This window comes from Ruegeria sp. HKCCSA071, assembly GCF_017872555.1.
In the GTDB taxonomy this organism is placed as follows: domain Bacteria; phylum Pseudomonadota; class Alphaproteobacteria; order Rhodobacterales; family Rhodobacteraceae; genus Ruegeria.
This window is the reverse complement of record NZ_JAEDOX010000004.1, coordinates 132,358-147,013: the sequence shown is the minus strand read 5'-3', so window position 1 is coordinate 147,013 and position 14,656 is coordinate 132,358. Positions and strand designations below refer to the sequence as shown.

General features: G+C 58.4%; 17 protein-coding genes. 7 read left to right on the top strand and 10 right to left on the bottom strand.

Going from position 1 to position 14,656, the window contains the following annotated elements; all coding sequences use genetic code 11:
- Positions 1-90: 90 nt before the first annotated feature.
- The 8 genes from I9188_RS11660 to I9188_RS11625 form a co-directional block, all read right to left on the bottom strand.
- Positions 91-567: a YHS domain-containing (seleno)protein gene (locus I9188_RS11660; RefSeq protein ID WP_209506633.1), complete on the bottom strand. Its 477-nt coding sequence runs from the start codon at positions 565-567 to the stop codon at positions 91-93.
- 192 nt (positions 568-759) lie between these two features.
- Positions 760-1,029, bottom strand: coding sequence for a hypothetical protein (locus tag I9188_RS11655; protein WP_209506632.1), 270 nt, complete (start codon positions 1,027-1,029; stop codon positions 760-762).
- Positions 1,026-1,631 (bottom strand): glycerol-3-phosphate 1-O-acyltransferase PlsY, encoded by a 606-nt coding sequence (gene plsY, locus I9188_RS11650; protein ID WP_209506631.1) that lies wholly within the window; start codon positions 1,629-1,631, stop codon positions 1,026-1,028. The genes I9188_RS11655 and plsY overlap by 4 nt, the downstream gene beginning before the upstream one ends.
- Complete coding sequence (gene pyrC, locus I9188_RS11645) at positions 1,631-2,911, bottom strand: dihydroorotase (RefSeq protein WP_209506630.1); 1,281 nt, start codon at positions 2,909-2,911, stop codon at positions 1,631-1,633. The genes plsY and pyrC overlap by 1 nt, the downstream gene beginning before the upstream one ends.
- Positions 2,908-3,360: a hypothetical protein gene (locus I9188_RS11640; protein ID WP_209506629.1), complete on the bottom strand. Its 453-nt coding sequence runs from the start codon at positions 3,358-3,360 to the stop codon at positions 2,908-2,910. Before I9188_RS11640 ends, pyrC begins: the two co-directional genes overlap by 4 nt.
- Positions 3,357-3,743 (bottom strand): hypothetical protein, encoded by a 387-nt coding sequence (locus I9188_RS11635; protein ID WP_209506628.1) that lies wholly within the window; start codon positions 3,741-3,743, stop codon positions 3,357-3,359. The genes I9188_RS11640 and I9188_RS11635 overlap by 4 nt, the downstream gene beginning before the upstream one ends.
- On the bottom strand, positions 3,728-4,246 hold the full coding sequence (locus I9188_RS11630; RefSeq protein WP_209506627.1) for a hypothetical protein: 519 nt from the start codon (positions 4,244-4,246) through the stop codon (positions 3,728-3,730). Before I9188_RS11630 ends, I9188_RS11635 begins: the two co-directional genes overlap by 16 nt.
- Positions 4,243-5,178, bottom strand: a complete 936-nt coding sequence (locus I9188_RS11625; RefSeq protein ID WP_209506626.1) for an aspartate carbamoyltransferase catalytic subunit — start codon at positions 5,176-5,178, stop codon at positions 4,243-4,245. The genes I9188_RS11630 and I9188_RS11625 overlap by 4 nt, the downstream gene beginning before the upstream one ends.
- Before the next feature lie 509 nt (positions 5,179-5,687).
- On the opposite strand from I9188_RS11625, the gene I9188_RS11620 reads away from it, so the two are divergent.
- The 7 genes from I9188_RS11620 to I9188_RS11590 all read left to right on the top strand — a co-directional run bounded on the left by I9188_RS11620 (position 5,688) and on the right by I9188_RS11590 (position 13,427).
- Positions 5,688-6,002 carry a hypothetical protein gene (locus I9188_RS11620; RefSeq protein WP_209506625.1) on the top strand — a complete coding sequence of 105 codons (315 nt, stop codon included), beginning with the start codon at positions 5,688-5,690 and terminating at the stop codon, positions 6,000-6,002.
- Complete coding sequence (locus I9188_RS11615) at positions 5,936-6,703, top strand: uracil-DNA glycosylase (protein ID WP_209506624.1); 768 nt, start codon at positions 5,936-5,938, stop codon at positions 6,701-6,703. The genes I9188_RS11620 and I9188_RS11615 overlap by 67 nt, the downstream gene beginning before the upstream one ends.
- Positions 6,700-7,299: a metallophosphoesterase family protein gene (locus tag I9188_RS11610; protein WP_209506623.1), complete on the top strand. Its 600-nt coding sequence runs from the start codon at positions 6,700-6,702 to the stop codon at positions 7,297-7,299. Before I9188_RS11615 ends, I9188_RS11610 begins: the two co-directional genes overlap by 4 nt.
- Entirely contained in the window at positions 7,296-7,916 is a 621-nt protein-coding gene (locus I9188_RS11605; protein WP_209506622.1) for a LysE family translocator, read from the top strand. Before I9188_RS11610 ends, I9188_RS11605 begins: the two co-directional genes overlap by 4 nt.
- Positions 7,917-7,922: 6 nt before the next feature.
- Complete coding sequence (gene moaB / locus I9188_RS11600; RefSeq protein ID WP_209506621.1) at positions 7,923-8,465, top strand: molybdenum cofactor biosynthesis protein B; 543 nt, start codon at positions 7,923-7,925, stop codon at positions 8,463-8,465.
- 106 nt (positions 8,466-8,571) lie between these two features.
- Positions 8,572-10,020 carry an HlyD family efflux transporter periplasmic adaptor subunit gene (locus I9188_RS11595; protein ID WP_209506620.1) on the top strand — a complete coding sequence of 483 codons (1,449 nt, stop codon included), beginning with the start codon at positions 8,572-8,574 and terminating at the stop codon, positions 10,018-10,020.
- A 5-nt stretch (positions 10,021-10,025) separates the two neighbouring features.
- Entirely contained in the window at positions 10,026-13,427 is a 3,402-nt protein-coding gene (locus tag I9188_RS11590) for an efflux RND transporter permease subunit (RefSeq protein WP_209506619.1), read from the top strand.
- Here I9188_RS11590 and I9188_RS11585 read toward each other — a convergent pair.
- On the bottom strand, positions 13,424-13,843 hold the full coding sequence (locus tag I9188_RS11585; protein ID WP_209506618.1) for an NUDIX hydrolase: 420 nt from the start codon (positions 13,841-13,843) through the stop codon (positions 13,424-13,426). The genes I9188_RS11590 and I9188_RS11585 overlap by 4 nt on opposite strands.
- Positions 13,844-13,847: 4 nt before the next feature.
- The gene (locus tag I9188_RS11580; RefSeq protein WP_245220585.1) at positions 13,848-14,648 is read right to left on the bottom strand and encodes a protein-disulfide reductase DsbD domain-containing protein; all 801 of its coding nucleotides are present in this window, start codon (positions 14,646-14,648) and stop codon (positions 13,848-13,850) included.
- Between the last annotated feature and the right edge of the window lie 8 nt (positions 14,649-14,656).

Below are 14,656 nucleotides of genomic sequence, written 5' to 3'. Positions count from 1 at the left end.
CTTGATCCGCCGGATGGGAGGGACAAGAGGTCTTCAATGACATACGGCGGCGGAAAACCCGCCGCCGCTGTGCCTGAAAAAAATCAGGTTTTACTGCGATTGCAGCTCTGCCGGGGATTTTTCAGCAATCGTTTCCCAGTTTGCGCTCGCGCTTTCGATGAAACCCGGGATGTCGCCTTCCCAGCGCTCCTGAATGTCTTTGGACAGGTTCAGATACAGCTTGTTGTGAACGATCTTCCAGTGGTTCGGGTCGCCGTCGAATTTAAAGCCCATGGCCGCGCCGAAGGCACAATAGCCGCCATATGCAGGCAGGTACGCTTCGGGGTTGGCTTCAAAGGCAGCTTTGTTTTCTTCCGACGAGAAACGGTACAGTGCTTCGTCATGCAACGCAGTAATGCGGTAATCGCCTTTTGTCGCTTCGCCAGCGGTGAAGTACGCCACCGGATCATAACCCTGCATGGCCAGACCGGTCGAGCTTGCGTTGATTTCGACGCCAGCCGCCAGTGCGGAGGTTGCCAAAGTGACAGACAGTGCCACGCCACTGATCAGAGATTTAAACTTGTTCATTGTTTCACCTTTCGTGAAATGAGCCCGTTCAGCACCGCAATAATTGCCGCCGTAAGACCCAGATTGTTGTCCTGTGTGGCCCGTAATTGACCGTCACGATAGCGATCTGGGAAGCGGGCTGATCACGTTCAAAACAATGATTTGTGATTGTGCGCAGGTGATAGAGCCACTGTTCTTTTTTGCCGAGCCACCTCAGGCATCCGGCCTTAAGTTCAGAACAAATGCGATGACTTTGTTTGCGGGCATTTCACAGGGTCGCAGCAACGCGCCGCTTCCCATGGTCTGATACAGGTTCAGGCTGATATAGTCGGTTCCGCCTAGCTCGTGCGCGACCAGCTTGTGGGATTTACCACCCGCCATTAGTTGACGCACAACAACATAGCGCCGACCGCCGGAGGTTCCGGTGAAACTGCCCAAGGGCAGTGCAAAAAGCGCAGACAGAAATGCGCCTGATGCGGTCACGGCTTTCCGATTCTGGGTTCCGTTCCGGCCTTGATCCGCGCAACGTTCGAGCTGTGCCGCCAGTAGACAAGAAGTGTCAGAATTATCCCAAGGATAAATGTAGTCCCGTTTGTCAGCAACAGCACCCAGGTTGTGGAAAGCGCAGCGGCTGCCAGTGCACCAACCGAGGATATCCGCCAGATTGCCGCCGCGACCAGCCAGGTAAGGCAGCAGGCAACACCGACGCGCCAGTCCAGTGCCAGCCAAAGCCCCAGGAAGGTCGCCACGCCCTTGCCGCCCTTGAAGCCCAGCCAAACCGGAAAGCAATGGCCCAGAAACGCCAAAAGTGCAGCAACCTGGGCCGCATCTTCACCCGCATAGGCACGCGCAATCAGAACGGCTGCCGCGCCCTTGCCTGCGTCAAACAGCAGGGTCAGCGCCGCAGCGGTCTTGTTGCCGGTACGCAGAACGTTGGTTGCTCCGATATTGCCGGAACCGATCTCGCGCAGATTTCCCAACCCCATGAACTTGGCCAGCAACAGGCCGAAGGGAATAGAGCCCATCAGATATCCAACCACCGCCCATTGGAGCAGTTCGCTAGTTGAGTTGTCGATTGGGGGCATCAGGGTCTCCGGAACACTTCATTACCTGCTACATAGGTCGAAATGACCTTACCTTGCATCCGCTGGCCGTCAAATGGAGTGTTCTGAGATTTCGATTTTAGTGCAAACCGATCAAGCACAAAAGGCACATCCGGGTCGAACAGAACCAGATCCGCTGGCGCGCCTTGCGACAGGCGACCGCTGTCCAGTCCTAGCCGTTTGGCCGGGTTAAGGGCCATGGCCCGAAACAGCGTCGGCAGGTCCAGCTGGCCTGCGTGATACAGACGCAAAGCCGCGGGCAGAAGCGTTTCCAGCGCGACTGCACCCGAGGCCGCTTCTTCAAACGGCAGGCGTTTGCTTTCTTCGTCCTGAGGGGTGTGCATCGAGCTGATGATATCGATCAGCCCGGTGCGAACGGCTTCGATAACCGCCTGCCTGTCATCTTCTGATCGCAGCGGCGGCTTGACCTTGAAGAAGGTGCGATAGTCGGCCACGTCAAGCTCGTTCAACGTCAGGTGGTGGATCGACGTCCCTGCGGTTATGTCCAGCCCATTGCGCTTGGCGCGCTCCAGTGCAGGCAGCGCCCGGGCCGTGGTGATCTGGTCGGCGTGATAGGCGGCGCCGGTCATCTCCAGCAGGGCAATGTCGCGGTCCAGCCCCATTCGTTCCGCCATTGGCGAAACCGCAGGCAGGCCGCGCAATGCCGCAAACTTGCCGCTGGTCGCTGCGGCCCCGGCGCTCAGCCCTGGTTCTTGCGGGTGGGCTATCACAAGCGCGCCACAGGACTTCGCATAGGTCAGGGCGCGGGAAAACACCTTGGTATTGGTGATGACGTGATCGCAATCGGTGAAGGCGATCGCGCCCGCGTCCATCAGAAACCCGATTTCAGTCATCTCGCGCCCTTCGCGTCCTTTGGTCAGGGCAGCCATCGGCAGAACATTGACTGGCGCATCGGCCTGCGCCCGGCGTGTCGCGAATTCCAGCGTTTCCGGTGTGTCGACTGCTGGCAGAGTATCCGGTCGGGTGACAATCGTCGTGACACCACCAGCCGCGGCAGCAAGTCCTGCTGACCGATAGCTTTCCTTATGACGTTCACCGGGTTCACAGACCTTGACGCCAATATCGATGATGCCAGGGGCGAGGCACTTGCCGTTGCAATCTACGATATGCCCCTCAGTACTCGGCGCGCTTCCTTCGCCTCGGGCGCTAATCCGGCCATCGTTCACCTGCAACCAGCCAGTAGACTCTGTTCCGGCTTCGGGATCGATCAGGCGTGCGTTGGTGAAAAGAACAGAAGTCATTGTGCGGTCTCTCGGGCTTGCTTCAGCGCCATCAATGCGGCATCCGGGTCAGATAGATGATCGAACGAAAAAAACGGGTGGCGGTCAAAAGTCACTCGTCGTCGGTGGCAAGAGAAGTTCAGAAATCGGTCGATTTTCAGATATTTCGACTTCAGGTCTTTGTTTATCTCCCACGCTTTTTGCGAGGTCACAACATAGACACGTTGTGCGCGATTGAATCGATCAGCCCAAACGAAGAAGACAAATCCAACCGAACAGACAAAAATCTTCCAAAAATCTCCAGCCGTCTCAATCATCCAAGGGCTTGCCAGCCAAATCAATGCAATCAGACCGGCTGCTATCTTGTAGAACCAACCATATCGCAAAGGGAAAAACCCTTGCTCCGGGCGCTGATACCATAATACCTCCTCACCCTCTGGTATTTTTTCCCGCCACCACTCACCAGTCATCCAACAGCCCTTTCGATGGCAGCCTTCGTGGCGGCGGGATCGGCCTGATACTTGATCAGGTGTTTGTCGCCGCCCTTGGTAACGACTTGTACGAAACTGCCCATGGTTTTGACCGCCTCGACCTGATTCAGCGGTACTTTGCGTGGGCCGGGACCGGTCAACAAAGTTTCGGTCATCTCCCAGTTAGCGGCCAGTTCTTCCGATGCCAGATACCACGCGCGGATGCCAATTGCGGCGAGGCCGGCAGGTGCTCCGGTCCAGACATAAGGGTTGCCGGTCAACCACAACACAGCCATTGCACCGGCCATGGCAGCCGCCGCAAGCCATGCATTGGTGCGGATATACGCGCCCTTGTCCGGGGCAAAGACTACAGGATCAGCCACAGAATCCCTCCGGTGATCAAAAGTGCTACCAATGCCATAACAGCCGAGCCTATGCGGAGCGGTTTGTTGTCAACCGGCGCGGTTTGCGGGGCTGAGAAAGGCTTGGCGCTTTCTGTTTCGATCGTTCCGCCGGTCCAATTGGTCGCCTCTTCCGTGAAAAGACCAATCATGTAAAGCCGGGGATCGGGTTCAAGGGTCGTGGCCCGGTTTTTGAACGCCGCGCTGCGCAGAACCATGACCCACCCGTCGATCAGCGCCAGCGCGGCACGGTCCAACTGATCTTCTGACACGCCGCACCCTTCGTTCAGATAGCCGTAAAGCCCAAGTTCTTCGAGGTCGGATACCGGAAAGATGTCGATGTGCTCGGGGTCCAGCCCGTCGACGCCAAGCACCTGTTCGGCAACCCCCGGTTCGCGCAGGAACTTCGCCTCTTCCGGGCGCATGTCCAGCGCGAACAGGCGCAGGACGCCGCGTTCATGAGGGGCGACGGTCAGATTGCTCATGCAACCTCGCGCAGGTTTCGGGCCAGAAGGTCCATGGCGGCCATGCGGACAGCGACCCCCATCTCCACCTGCTCCTGTATGACGGATCGATTGATATCATCAGCCAGGGTTCCGTCGATCTCAACCCCCCGGTTCATCGGGCCAGGGTGCATGACGATGGCATCGGGCTTGGCCAGCGCCAGCTTTTCCACGTTCAGGCCATAACGGTGGTAGTATTCGCGTTCTGACGGGATGAAGCCCCCATCCATTCGTTCTTTCTGAAGGCGCAGCATCATGACCACATCGACGTCTTTGAGGCCTTCGTTCATGTCGTCATATACCTCGGCCCCGAACTCGGCGAATTGCGACGGCACGAGTGTGGGCGGGCCGATCAGACGAATGCGGTTTTCCATCTTGCCCAGCAGGATCAAATTGGATCGAGCAACACGAGAGTGCGCGACATCGCCGCAAATGGCGATGTTCAGACGGTGCAGGCGACCTTTTGCGCGGCGGATCGTCAGCGCGTCCAGCAAAGCTTGTGTCGGATGTTCATGCCGCCCGTCGCCTGCGTTCAACACGGCGCAGTTGACCTTTTGCGCCAGCAGATCGACCGCGCCCGAATGCGGGTGACGCACCACCAAAAGGTCGGGATGCATCGCGTTCAGGGTCAGCGCAGTGTCGATCAACGTCTCGCCCTTATTGATCGAACTGGCCTGCATCGCCATGTTCATCACATCTGCACCCAGACGCTTGCCAGCCAGTTCGAAGCTTGCCTGCGTTCGGGTCGAGTTTTCAAAGAACATGTTGATCTGGGTGAGCCCCGACAACACATCCGAATGCTTGGTCGACTGGCGGTTCATGTCGACATAGGTTTCGGCCAGATCGAGAATTTCGGTGATATCGGATTGCGACAGATGCTCGATGCCAAGAAGGTGACGATGGGCGAAACGCATGGGCGGGCTCCTGTCTGACAATCGGGCCGCTTATAGAAAGCCACGCGGTGCAAAGCAACCTAAGGATCAGAACCCTCTGGCAGTTTTTCGCAGCCGCCTTCGGGCAGACATTGTTCACCTGGTTTGCACCATTTGCCGTATCCGCAGTCGATGGCTTTGATCGGCACGCAACCCTGATGGTCCGAGCATTTGAATCCCGGACGGCACTGCGAGCCTGTTTCTTCGCATAGGAACCATCCCGGACGGGAACACCCCCCACCCGGCAAGCAGGACGAGCCGCGCGCACAAGTTCGGCCATCCTCGCATATCGTAGGAGGGGCTGTATCCGGATCTGGTGTGATCCGTTCACATTCGCCGCGCCCATTGCAAAAACTGTCACCGGGGCAATCCAGACGCGATGTGCATTTGTTCACGCCTGCGGGTGCACAACGCGCTCCTCCCGCTACGCAGCGTTCAAACGGGCCGCAGCTGCGCCCGCCACCGCAATAGGTACCGCCCAGTGGTATGCAGTGCCCATCAAAGCTGCATCTTTGACCGCCGGAACAGCAGGTGGTGCCGCATTTGAACTGGCCCGCACGGCACTGGCCCTGTGCGTCGTGGAACGTCGCCAATGCCGGATTGCCGGTAAGCACCAGTCCAAGCCCGATCAGGAGGATTCGCAAGGTTCTGAGCATCGTGCCCTGATGGTCGGCGCGACAGAGCGACCGATCAAGCCCAATTCGCTTTCCATCAGCCCTCAGGCGGGTAAATTATCCATATGGAATCGGGCTTGGACTATTATTCTGCGCGGGCCCTGCTGGAATGGCAGGTCGAACTGGGCGTGACCGAGGCAATCGGGGACGCTCCGGTTGATCGATATTCGGTGCCGGATATGTCACCAAAGCCCAAGAAGGCAGAGGTTGCGGCAGCCATCCCGTCAAAGCCCGGACAGACCGACCCGGTAACGGTTGCGCAAGCAGCGGCCAAGGGGGCGGGGTCACTGGATCAGCTGCGCGATGCGATGGAAGCTTTTGATCACTGCGAGCTGAAGCGTGGGGCGCGGCAGTTGGTTTTTGCTGATGGAACGCCCGGTGCGCGGGTGATGATCATTGGTGAGGCTCCGGGCCGCGACGAAGACCGCGAGGGCAAGCCCTTTGTCGGGCGCGCGGGCCAGTTGTTGGATCGCATGCTGGCTGCGATTGATCTGGATCGCCGGCAGAACGTCTATATCACTAACGTGCTGCCATGGCGGCCCCCACAGAACCGTGACCCAAAGCCCGAAGAAATCGGGATGATGAAGCCGTTTCTGAAACGTCACGTGGCGCTGGCCCGGCCCGAGGTTCTGGTGGTGATGGGCAATATCAGCTGTCAGGCTGTTCTGGGCAAACGCGGGATTACCCGATTGCGCGGCCAGTGGGATCAGGCGATGGACCTGCCTGTGATTCCGATGTTTCATCCAGCTTATTTGCTGCGCCAGCCGCAAATGAAGCGGCAGGCTTGGGCTGATCTGCTGGAGTTGAAAGCCCGGCTGCGAGGTGAGTCATGAAGGTCTTGGCGTTTTCCGATCTTCATATGGCGCGCAACCGCGCCGCTGATCTGGTAGCCGCCAGCGCTGATGCCGACCTGGTTATCGGCGCAGGGGACTATTGCAACATGCGGCAGGGTCTGGATGAGGCGTTGCAGATGCTTTCGGGCGTTTCAGCGCCGCTGGTCCTGATACCCGGGAATGCAGAAAGCGCAGAGGATCTGGGCAAAGCTGTGCCCGAGGGTGTGCATGTTCTGCATGGAACGGGAATGACAGTGGATGGATTGCGCCTGTTCGGGCTTGGCTACGGTGTTCCACCCACACCGTTTGGTGATTGGTCCTGTGATCTGACCGAAGGTGAGGCCGCCGAACTGCTGGCGCGCTGCGGCGGAGCAGATATTCTGATTTCGCACTCGCCGCCCAAGGGTCATGGGGATGTGACCTCGCAAGGCATGGCTGTTGGTTCGGTCGCTGTTCGAAACGCGATCGAGCGGATACAGCCTCGTTTCACGTTTTGCGGCCATATTCACGACAGCTGGGGATATCGCGGCTCGATCGGTCGCACCCGGATCGCCAACCTTGGTCCCAAGGTAAACTGGTTCGAGGTCGCCGTATGATTGAGTTGGTAACGCTGCTTGCCTTCATTCCCGCTGCACTGGCGCTGAACCTTACACCGGGCGCGGATATGATGTTCTGTTTCGGTCAGGGTTTGCGATCAGGTCCGCACGCCGCAATTGCAGCAAGTGCCGGGATTTCCGCCGGTGGAATGATACAGGTCCTTCTGGCTGGGCTGGGCCTTGGCGCGGCGGTTGCGGCCTTGCCATGGCTGTTTGATGTCATTCGCTGGGTTGGTGTTGCATACCTGCTGTACTTGGCCTGGGGTGCCGTTCGAAATGGCGCAGTGTCAGCCGAGGCACCCGTCAAACCAACCCGGTTGTCTTTTCGGGACGGGATGCTTGTCAATCTGACGAACCCCAAGGTTATTCTGTTCGTTCTTGCCTTTATCCCGCAGTTTGTAGACCCGTCGCGGGGATCGGTCCTGGTGCAGTTTTTGATCTTCGGTGCAATCATAGGCATCGGCGGGTTCGTGGTGAACGGGCTGGTTGGTGTATTCGCCGGAAGCGCGGGGCGTCATCTGGTCTCGAATCCGCGCGCTTCACGTATTCTGGGCTGGATTACAGGGGGCATTTTTTCGGCCCTTGCGGTCCGGCTTGCCATCCTGGAAAGGGCCTGACACCACATGTCGCGCATTGACGAAACCATGGAGTTCATCCCGGTTAAGATCGCCGTACTGACTGTCTCGGATACCAGATCGCTGGAAGAGGACCGCTCGGGTCAGACATTGGTGGACCGGATCGAAAAGGCGGGCCATGTCGTCGCGGATCGGAGAATAATTCGGGACGAGCGCAAACAGATCGTAGATCAGTTGCGCGCGTGGGTGGCGGATGAACAGATCGACGTCGTGATTTCGACCGGCGGTACGGGTCTGACCGGGCGCGATGTCACCGTCGAGGCGCATCGCGATGTTTATGAAAAAGAGATCGAAGCCTTTGGCACCGTCTTCACGATCATCTCGATGGAGAAGATTGGAACTTCCGCAGTGCAATCGCGGGCGACGGGGGGCGTTGCCGGGGGGACATATCTGTTCGCCTTGCCCGGCAGCCCGGGGGCCTGCAAGGATGCGTGGGACGGTATTTTGGAAAAACAGTTCGATTATCGCCATCGCCCGTGCAATTTTGTGGAAATAATGCCCAGATTGGACGAACATCTGCGACGGAAGTAGACTGGTCATACGTTCCATTCCGTATAACCGCCTTGTGGCTTGGCATATTTCCTGATCCAGCTACATGTTGTGGACGGCAGCGTGGTGCAACCGGGGTAACTGATCGATGCGATTTCTGCGGCATAGTCTTGTCGGTGTTTTTCTGGCGTTTCTGGCGCTGGCTTTGTTGTTCGTTGCTGCACAGATGATCGTTGGGGCCGTTCAGGAGGCTTTGACGCGTGAGGGCGCAACACCGCCAGCACGAGAAAGGGTCTTTGCTGTTGCAGTTCGGCCTGCCGAGGCGGAAACCGTAACCCCATATCTTGAAGCTTTCGGAGAGGTTCAAAGCCGCCGCAGGCTGGAGCTGCGCGCGGCGCTCGGCGGTCGCGTTGTCGCGCTGGCCGAAGATTTTGAAGATGGTGGAATTGTTGAGGCTGGCGAAGTGCTGGTCGAACTGGATCCGGCAGATGCACAATCCGCGCTGGATCGGGCCAAGTCTGATCTCTTGGACGCTCAGTTTGAAGAGCGCGATGCAGAACGCTCATTGCTGCTGGCGCAGGACGAGCTGAAATCGGCCGAGGCTCAGGCGGAACTGCGGCAAAGGGCGTTGCAACGCCAACGGGATCTGGAATCACGGGGCGTGGGGGCCGCCGCCAGCGTGGAAGAGGCCGAACTGGCCGCCGCATCGTCGCAACAGGCCGTTCTGGCGCGGCGTATTGCGCTGGCACAGGCTGAATCCCGTGTGGATCAGGCATCAACCCTGTTGGCCCGAGCCATGATTGCACTGGAAGCCGCGGAACGCGATCTGGGCGACATGACAATCCGGGCAGGCTTTGGCGGCACTTTAACGGATGTGACGCTTGTGGAAGGGCGGCTGGTTTCGGCAAATGAAAAGCTGGCCGAACTGGTTGATCCAAACGACCTTGAGGTGGCATTTCGGGTGTCGACTGCGCAATATGTGCGGCTTCTCGATGGCGGTGATCGTCTGATCAATGCGCCGGTCACAATATCGCTTGAAGTGACAGGCGCCGATCTGACTGCGATTGGCCAGATTAGTCGCGACAGCGGGTCTGCCGGTGAAGGCCAGACCGGGCGGTTGATCTATGCCCGCTTGCAAGAGGCATCTGGGTTCAAACCCGGGGATTTCGTTACGGTCTCTGTTCAGGAGCAACCTCTTGCCGGAGTTTACCGGTTGCCGTCCTCGGTCCTTGATGCATCTGGAACAGTTCTTGTGCTTGGTCCTGACGATCGATTGGAAAGCCTGCCGGTTCAGCTGATCCGTCGCCAGGGGGACGAAGTTCTGCTGCGGGGCGACGGATTGGAAGGGCGAGAGGTTGTCGTCGGGCGAACCCCCCTGCTTGGGTCGGGCGTGCGGGTGCGGCCACTGCGACTTGAGGCGGGTGCAGACCCCGGAATGGTCGAGCTGACGGACGAGAAACGAGCCGAACTTGTAGCTCAAGTCGAAGCGAACAGTACGATGCCTCCGAAGGAAAAGACGCAGGTTCTAACCCGGCTGCGCGAAGCTCGTGTGCCGACATCTTTGGTGCGCAGTATTGAAACCAGGGCTGGGGGATAAACGCCATGATGCGCGAGATACCTGGCGCGGCGGGCGGCATTCTCAGTTACTTCACGCGGCATCGGACAGTTGCCAACCTGCTGTTGCTTGTCATGCTGGTTCTTGGCGCGGCGTCAATCCCGAACATGCGGGCACAGTTCTTTCCGGACGTTATTCTGGAACGCGTCGATGTATCCGTAACCTGGGATGGTGCCGGGCCCGAGGACATGGACGCCGGGATCGTGCAGTTGCTGGAGCCGGCGCTGCTGGCCGTCGAAGGGGTGACCAGTACCGAGGCCAGTTCGCATCCGGGTTGGACCCGGATCAGGCTGGAATTCGAACCCAACTGGGATGTGTCCCGTGCTGTCGAGGATGTTAGGACCGCCGTAGACGCTGTCACAGATCTGCCGGAAGACGCTGAGGAGCCCAAGATTCAACGTGGTGCGTGGCGTGATCGGGTGACGGATGTGGTGATCACAGGGCCGACCGATACTGCTCAACTGGCGAAACTGACGGATGAGCTTGTCAATCGTTTGTTCGCATCGGGTGTGACCCGCACAACGATCCGGGGTATTGCCGCACCGCGCATCGTTGTCGAAGTCACCACAGCGCAATTGATTGCCAACGATATCTCAATGGCGGAAATCGCGGCGGCGATCGGGGCCGAAGTCACCACGGATCCTGCGGGCGATGTGGAAGGCGCCGGGGCTCGTATCCGGGCAGGAACTGAGAAACGTACACCCGAACAGATCGAAGGCATCGCGCTGCGGGTGAACGAAGATGGGTCGAAGCTGAAGGTTGGTGACATAGCAACAATTCGGATCGAAGACGTCACCCGGCACCGCAGCTATTACGTGGGCGACAATCCCGCCATGTCCATCAGAGTGGACCGGTCGAACTTGGGAGATGCGATAGGTATTCAGCACACGGTCGAGGATGTAGCCCGCGAGATGCAGGCCAGCCTGCCTGAAGGTGTGAGAATTGATCTGATCCGTACCCGGGCGCAAGCAATTACCGACCGGCTGAATATCCTCGTGGATAACGGGCTGATGGGGTTGGGGCTGGTTGTCATCCTGTTGTTCCTGTTTCTGAATGCGCGCATTGCGTTTTGGGTTGCTGCGGGCATTCCGGTGGCGATGTCGGCGGCGATTGCACTGATGTATCTGGGCGGTTTGTCGGTGAATATGGTTTCCCTGTTCGGTTTGATCATCACCTTGGGGATCGTCGTAGATGATGCGATTGTCGTGGGAGAGCACGCCGATTATCGCGCCCGCCGATTGGGTGAGACACCTGTGGAAGCCGCTGAGCGTGCCGCCCGTCGAATGGCAATGCCGGTTCTGGCCGCCACAGTAACGACCGTGATTGCGTTTTTCGGCCTGACGTTGGTTGGAGGGCGTTTCGGAGAGCTGATCCGCGATATCCCCTTCACGGTGATCGCAGTTCTGGTTGCGTCGCTGGTGGAATGCTTCCTGATCCTGCCCAATCACATGGCGCACGCAATTGCGCATTCGGCCAAGGAACACTGGTACGATCTGCCGAACCGTGTCGTCAATCGTGGCTTTCGTTGGGTCCGGGATCACTTGTTCCGCCCGTTGATCGCTTGGGTGATCTGGGCGCGTTATGTGGTCGCCGCGTTGATGATTGCTATTCTGGCCAGTCAGGTTGCATTGTTCATTCGCGGCGACGTGAACTGGCGGTTCTTCAACGCACCTGAACGCAGCTCAGTCAGCGGCGGGTTTATCATGCGCGAAGGGTCGACCCGGTCAGATACGCTTGAAATGATGCGCATTCTACAGGATGCGACCAACGAGCTGGGCCGAATCTACGAAGAGCGTCATGGCCGAAATCCAATTGACTATGTCCTGGCCGAGGTTGGTGGCAATGCCGGGCGTGCTCTTGCTGCGGCTGACGGCAAGGACGGCAGTGTGCTGGGGGGCATTTCGATTGAACTGATCGACGCCGATCTGCGCCCATATTCGAGTTTTGAGTTTGTGGGCGAGCTACAGGATTTCGTACCGCGCCACCCCAAGGTCGAGGTGATCAGCTTCCGCGGTTGGCGGTCCGGCCCCGGTGGCGACGCCATCGACGTGCAGTTCTATGGCTCGGACGTAAATGTCCTGAAAGCCGCATCAGAAGATCTGCAAACCGCGCTGTCGAAGTTTCCTGAAGTCTCGGCGCTCGAAGACACTCTGGCATATGACAAGGAAGAGTTTCTTCTGGACCTGACAGCGCAGGGTCAGGCGCTGGGCTTTCGGATCGAAACGCTGGGACGGGCTTTGCGCAACCGTTTGAACGGGATTGAGGCCGCAACCTTCCCCGACGGGCCGCGCAGTGCCGAGATCCGTGTCGAACTGCCCGAAGGTGAACTGACGGCAGATTTTCTGGAACGAACTCTAATGCGTTCTCCTGATGGGGTCTACGTACCTTTGGCTGATATCGTTTCGGTCGAGCGCAAGTCCGGGTTTTCGACGGTTCGGCGTGAAAACGGCCTGAGGGTGGTTTCGGTAACAGGTGACATTTCGGAAGACGATCCGGCACGGGCCGCCGAAATTGAACGCGTGATGCAGGACGAGATCCTGCCCAATATCGCAGCCGAAAGGCAGGTTGAGTGGCGCATGTCGGGTCTGAGCGAACAGGAAAACGAGTTCCTGTCCGAGGCCCGCAACGGTCTGATCCTGTGCCTGACCGGTATTTACCTTGTACTGGCCTGGGTTTTTGCCAGCTGGACACGGCCCCTTGTGGTCATGGCGATTATTCCCTTTGGCCTGGTCGGGGCGATTTGGGGCCATTACATCTGGGAGGTGCCGCTTAGCATGTTCACGGTTGTCGGGCTGCTGGGCATGACAGGGATCATTATCAACGACTCGATCGTTTTGGTGACCACGATCGACGCATACCAGCAGGATCGCGGGTTGATTCCGTCGATTCTGGATGGCACGGCGGACAGGTTGCGACCTGTCATGCTGACCACGCTGACGACGGTTCTTGGGCTTGCACCCTTACTATATGAAGGCTCTCAACAAGCGCAGTTCCTGAAACCGACTGTAATCACACTGGTCTACGGGCTTGGTTTCGGAATGTTACTGGTGTTGGTGCTTGTGCCCGCCTTGCTGGGAATTCTCAATGACGTGGCACGTCCGATGACAGCCATGCGCCGTGCTGCACGGGCCCCTGACAAGGTTGTTCGTGGCGCGTTGGCCGGAACCGGTGTGATGCTTGGGATCTGGTTGGCCTTGACGATGATCTGGCCCGCCGTCAACGGTGCACCGCTTGCCATGCTACAAAGCCTTTACCCCGGTGAGGATGGCATTGCCGCATTGAAAATGGGGCTGGGCGCGTTTGTTGCCGGCGCTGTGCCGATTGTGATTCTGAGCATTGTTGCCTCAGGCATGCTCTATGGTCGCCTCACGAAATCGGCAGGTGCTTAAACCGCACGCAAGGCATATTCCATTAGCTCTATGACGCGCGCGCTCATGGGCAGGTTGCCTTGGCGTATCTGATCAATGGGAAACCACCGGGCATCAAGTGCGTCGTCACCGGCCCTCGGCGTGCCCGAGCGATACTGACATGCGACCCCGACCAACAGGTAATGGGACACGACCAGCCCATCTGGGGTTCGGCGCAGAAGGTCCAGATTGTTCAGATAATGTGACGGTTGCGCGATCACCGAGGTTTCTTCCAGCAATTCGCGTTGCGCCGCTTCCAATACGGTTTCACCCCATTCGACATGGCCACCGGGAAACCCCCACAGCCCTGCGTCGGGCTGTTTGCTGCGCTGAACCAGAAGAACCTGATCCTGATACAGAACAACGGCCAGGGCACCGATTTTTGGCGATTGGGTCATGAATTCAGCCTGCGCTGCAACCCTGAATATCAACTGCGTGATTGGCGCCCAGAACCGTAATCCGGATTTCAGACCGATCCAGCGCAAAGGGTGTGCCCGATGCATTGATAATCTCGGCCTCGGCCACCAACGTATCACCTTGCCGTTGCGCAATCGGCTGCGAAGCCCAGAGGGAGGGATTGCCGGGTTCGATCACAGCCACTTCATGACCACCTGCCGATGGCATGGTCACTCGTGCTTCGATACGCATACCATCTTTCGTTGGCGTCAGACGACACGTGGCACTGGACACACGAGCTTCGGCTGCTGAATAGGGGCGTTGCGCCAGTGCGGCGGCAATCGCGGGATGGCGCCCGGCATTGGCGTCGAGCGTGTGGTCAAAGCCCAGACGCTCCGGAATACAAACGTCTTTGCAAACGCCCAGATCCATTTCGCCCTGCAATCGAACCGGCTTGGCAGGGTTGCGCGGCGTAATCTCAATCGGAAGAACCAGTTGGTTCTTGTAACCGATCGACTGCAACCCGTTCTGATCAAAGACATCAGGGGCAGGCCATGTGATCTCAACACGCCCGACATTGCTTGAGCGTTTCCAGTTGATTTCCGGCGGGATGCCAGCATCTCCCGGCGCGCGCCAGTAGGTTTTCCAACCATCCTCAAGCGTCAGCTTCAAGGCGGTAAGATAAGTGCCGTTTGCAGTCCGGCCGCCATCCAGAACATCCAACTGAACCACACCATCCAGATCCTGTGCGGCAACCGGGGCGGACAGTTGCAGGCAAGCGAGTGCGGCGACGGCAGTGTGTTTCATCGACATCT